The following is a 4,347-nucleotide window of genomic DNA, read 5'->3' on the forward strand; positions in this document are numbered from 1 at the left end:
GTCGCACCGGGCGCGGCGTCGGCGCCCGCGGCCCCCGGGGCGTCGCCGGGCGCGGCGGAGCTGCCCGGGGTGGCGCAGACGCTGCCCGACGTCAAGCAGAACGGCTGCCGCAAGCCCTCCACCCGGACCCTGGACCGGCCCGGGTGGGCCCAGGCGTACCTGCGGTCCGACGCCGTGTGGCCGCTCAGCCGGGGCGCCGGCGTGACGGTGGCCGTGATCGGCTCGGGGGTGGACGCCTCGGCGGGGTCGGCGTCCGGTGCACTGGCCGGGCGTCTGAAGCTCGGCCCCCGGCAGTACGGGTCGGGCGACTCGGGCCAGGACTGTGTCGGCCACGGCACGTTCCTCGCGGGCCTGGTCGCCGGCCGCCGGATGCCCGACGGCGGACCGTCCGGACTCGCCCCCGGGGCGACCGTGCTGGCCGTGGCCGCCACCGACGACGCCGGCAGCACCACCTCCGACCTGCTCGCCAAGGGCATCCGCGCGGCGGTCGACGGCGGCGCCAGGATCGCCGTCGTCGCGGCGCCGGTGGCGGAACCCGCGCCGGCGCTGGCCGAGGCGGTCGGTTACGCCGCCGCCAAGGGCGTGCTGCTGGTCGCGCCCGCCGGGCCGGACGGGCAGACGGCCGCCGCGCCGGTGTACCCGGCCGGCTACCCCGGCGTGATCGCGGTGACGGGCCTCGCCCCTGACGGATCCGTGCCCGGCGGGGCCGCGGGCGGAGGGGCCTCCGGTGGCGGTGCCGCCGCGTCCGGTGCCGCCGGAGCTCCCGCCGGGCGGGCCTCGCGGGTGGACCTGGCGGCGCCGGGCGAGGCCGTGCAGGCCGCCGGCCCGGGCGGGGGCCACTTCACCGCCTCGGGTCCGAGCTACGCCGCGGCCCTGGTCGCCGGGGCGGCGGCGCTGGTGCTCGGCCGGTCGCCCGAGCTGACCGTCGAGCAGCTCGCCGACCGGCTGCGGGAGACCGCCTACCGGCCCGGCTCCGCGGTGCCCGATCCGGTCGTCGGCTGGGGGGTGGTGGACCCGGTGACGGCCGTCACCGTCGCCCCGGCCGCCGCACACGCTCCGCTCTCACCGACGGACCCGGTCGTCGTCTCTCCGCCCGCCGACCGCTCGGCCGTCCGGCGGGCTTCGGCGCTGGCCGGCGCGATCCTCGGCGGGGCCGCGCTGGTCGGCCTGGCCGCCGCCGCGGTGCGTGCGGGGCGCCGACGGGGCTGGCGCGCGGGGTGATCGCCGACGGCCGCCAACGCCGGGCCAACGGCCCGGTGCCGGTGGCATTGGCGTGACGTTGGCCCGTCGTTGGCGACGGCTGCGAGCGTGGCACCGCCGGGGGGAGCGGTCCGAAGGGAGCGGTACACCCGGCGCACCGAGTCAGCGGTCGAGCGATCGGCCGATGCACCGACGAATGTGGTAAGGGACCCAACAGCCGTGGCCATCGACGCTACCGCCCACGACGGAACGACCATCCAGGACTCCGGGTCGCCGAGCCCGGAGAGCACCCTGGGGGGCGAGCGGAGAGGGTCGGAGCCCGCCCGGCGCAGCCCTGACCTGCCCGCGCCCGAGGGGGCGACGGACGGCGGGCCGACGGCGGAGGCGACCACCGTGCCGGCGGCCGAACCGACGGCCGAGGCCGGGAAGGCCGCCCCGGCGACCGTGCCGCCGGCCGCCCGGCCCACCCTGGACCAGGACACCCTGGCCGAGCTCTTCCGCCTGCACGGCGGCTACCTGCTGCGCGCGATGCTCCGCGTCACCAGCGGCGACCGCGGCAAGGCCGAGGACATCGTGCAGGAGGCCCTGCTGCGCGCCTGGCAGAACCCGGCCGCCATCCACCGAGGCCCCGAGCACAGCCGCCCCTGGCTGTTCACCGTGGCCCGCCGGATCGCCATCGACCACTACCGGATGCAGGCCGCCCGGGCCCAGGAGGTCGCCGACGAGGCGCCCGAGGAGCACGCCGGCGCCCACGACCCGTACGACGAGGTGCTCGCCGCCCGGGACATCGCGGTCGCCATGGCCGAGCTCCAGCCCCACCACCGGGACGTGCTCGTCGAGCTGCACATGAGGGGCCGCTCGATGGCCGAGGCGGCGGTGGTGCTGGGGGTGCCGGTCGGGACGGTCAAGTCCCGCAACTTCTACGCCGTCCGCGCCCTGCGGCCGATCCTGGAGGCACACGGCATGGCGACGGCCGGCTGACCCGTCGCGCCGTTGGCCCGTCCCGCCGGGTGGGACCGGCCCCGGCCTGTGGGCGTCGGCCGGTTCTCTGCGGTCCTCTGCGGTCCTCTCCGGACCCGTGCGGTTCCTCCGTGCGGCCCCTCCGGGCGGTTCGGCGGAGAAGTCGGGCGGAGGCCGGTGAACCGCCCGGACCCCGCCGCCCGTTGATCACAGTGGCGGCACCGCCACCGGAGCTCGTTCCCCCCGTGCGGGCACCGGTAGCCACCGCTCCGGCGGGGCAGCAGTCCCTTGCGCGGGACTGCTGCCCCGCCCGGGGGACCGTCAGGTCTGCTCCCGCCCGTCCCGACCGGTCCGCCGGCGGGTGAACCGGGTGTGACGGACCGTCCGTAGTCACTGCTGAGCGGCCGAACTCCCGGCTCCCGCGCCCCGGCGGGTGTCGGGCCCCTGCGGCGGCCCGGTGTTCCCCCTTGTGGGAGGGCGGACACCGGGCCGCCGGTCCTCGGGCCCGCCGACCGGGCCGTTCCCGGCGATGGAGAGCTCCGGCCGTCCGTGCCCGTCCGAGCCCAGGAGAGTCCCGATGGCCAGACACCGGCTCAGCCGCCGCCGGCGGATCACGTTAGCCGCGACGGCCCTCGCCGCCGGCAGCGCGCTGATCCTCGCGCCGCGCGACGCGCCCGCCGCGGCCACCGCCACCGACCCGGTCGGCCTCAACGCCGCCCACGCCTACCTCGGTTGGGGCGACGCGCCGGACCCGGTCGCGGTCATGAAGGCCACCGGTCTGCGCCAGTTCGCCCTCTCCTACGTGCTCGCCGGAGGTTCCGGCTGCGAGCCGCGCTGGGACGGCTCCCGACCGCTCACCGGCGGCTCCGACGAGGCCGCGATCAAGCGCATCCGCGCCGCCGGCGGCGAGGTGCTCGCCGCGTTCGGCGGCTGGGACGGCGCGAAGCTGGGCGAACGCTGCGGCACCGCCGCCGAACTCGCCGCCGCCTACCAGAAGGTGGTCGACGCCTACGCGCTCAAGGCGGTCGACATCGACGTGGAGTCCACCGAGCTGACCGACCCGGCGGTGCGGCGGCGGATCGTCGAGGCGCTGCGGACGCTCAAGGCGAAGAACCCCGGCCTGCTCGTCTACGTCACCTTCCAGACCGAGCAGAAGGGCCCCGACGCGGACGGCGCCGACCTGATCGCGCTCGCCGCCAAGTCCGGTCTGGTGGTGGACGGCTGGACCGCGCTGCCGTTCGACTTCGCCGGTCGGGAGAGTGACCTGCCCGCCGTGGTCCGGCAGTCCGTCACCGGCCTCCAGCGCGCCGTCGCCACCGCGTACGGGTGGGCGGACGACCAGGCCTGGCGACACGTCGGCCTGGTCGCGATGAACGGCCGCACCGACCAGCAGGGGGAGCAGCTCACCGTGGCCGGCCTCCGCACCGTCCGGGAGTTCGCCGCCACCCACCACCTGGCCCGCCTCGGCCTCTGGGCGGTCAACCGTGACCGGCCCTGCCCCGCCGACGCCCCCGCCGGTCCGACCTGCAGCGGGGTGAAGCAGGCGGCGTACGACTTCACGCGCGTGGTCGCCGGGTACCACACGGACTCGGTACCCGGGGACGTGGGCGGCCCCTGCCGGATCCCCCTGCCGTCGATCCCGCCGCTGGCCGTCCCGTCCGGCTCGGCGTCGGGTTCGCCGTCGAATTCACCGGCCGCCGGGCGGTCGGTCTGCCCGACCCCGACCCCGACCGCCACCGTGACGCCGACGCCGACGCCCACGGCGACCTCGACGCCCACGTCCGGCGGGTCCCCGTCCGGCACGCCGAGCGCGAGCCCGACGTCCGTGAGCCCGACGTCCGCGGCCCCGGTACCCGGCTCGGCCGTCCCCCCGGCGGTCCCGCCGGTGACCACCGGCGCCGCCCCGGTGCCCGGTGCCGGCGCCGACACCCCGGGCCCGGTGACCGTGGCCGCACCCGCTCCGGCCCCCGCCCCGGGCGGCTCGCTCGCCGCCACCGGCGCGAGCGGCGTCACCGACACCCTGCTCACCACCTCGGGGGCGCTGCTGTTCCTCGGCGGCGCCATCGGTCTGGTCGGAACCCGTCGCCGCGACCCCGGGGGCACTCCGGCCGGCGGCCCGACCCCGCCCTCGGCCGCCTGACGCCACACCGCACCGGCCCCGTCCGGCGCTCCCGTCGTCCCGGGAGC

General features: G+C 78.2%; 3 protein-coding genes. All 3 read left to right on the forward strand.

The genetic code is table 11. The features are described 5' to 3' along the window. Window positions 1-1,221: S8 family serine peptidase (locus tag ABZY91_RS41475; RefSeq protein ID WP_355409369.1), on the forward strand; the 1,221-nt coding region annotated here is incomplete at its 5' end. Between the two features lie 198 nt (window positions 1,222-1,419). Further along, a complete protein-coding gene (locus ABZY91_RS41480; protein ID WP_355409371.1) occupies window positions 1,420-2,181 on the forward strand; it encodes a sigma-70 family RNA polymerase sigma factor in 762 nt (253 codons plus the stop codon). 556 nt (window positions 2,182-2,737) lie between these two features. Next, window positions 2,738-4,300: a hypothetical protein gene (locus tag ABZY91_RS41485; protein ID WP_355409373.1), complete on the forward strand. Its 1,563-nt coding sequence runs from the start codon at window positions 2,738-2,740 to the stop codon at window positions 4,298-4,300. The last annotated feature ends 47 nt before the right edge of the window (window positions 4,301-4,347 follow it).

It is taken from the genome of Kitasatospora sp. NPDC002965, from assembly GCF_040611255.1.
Taxonomy (GTDB): Bacteria; Actinomycetota; Actinomycetes; order Streptomycetales; family Streptomycetaceae; genus Kitasatospora.

Excerpts from the sequence above, each read along its gene's own strand:
- ABZY91_RS41485 (WP_355409373.1), top strand. The coding sequence starts at position 2,738 with ATGGCCAGACACCGGCTCAGCCGCCGCCGGCGGATCACGTTAGCCGCG.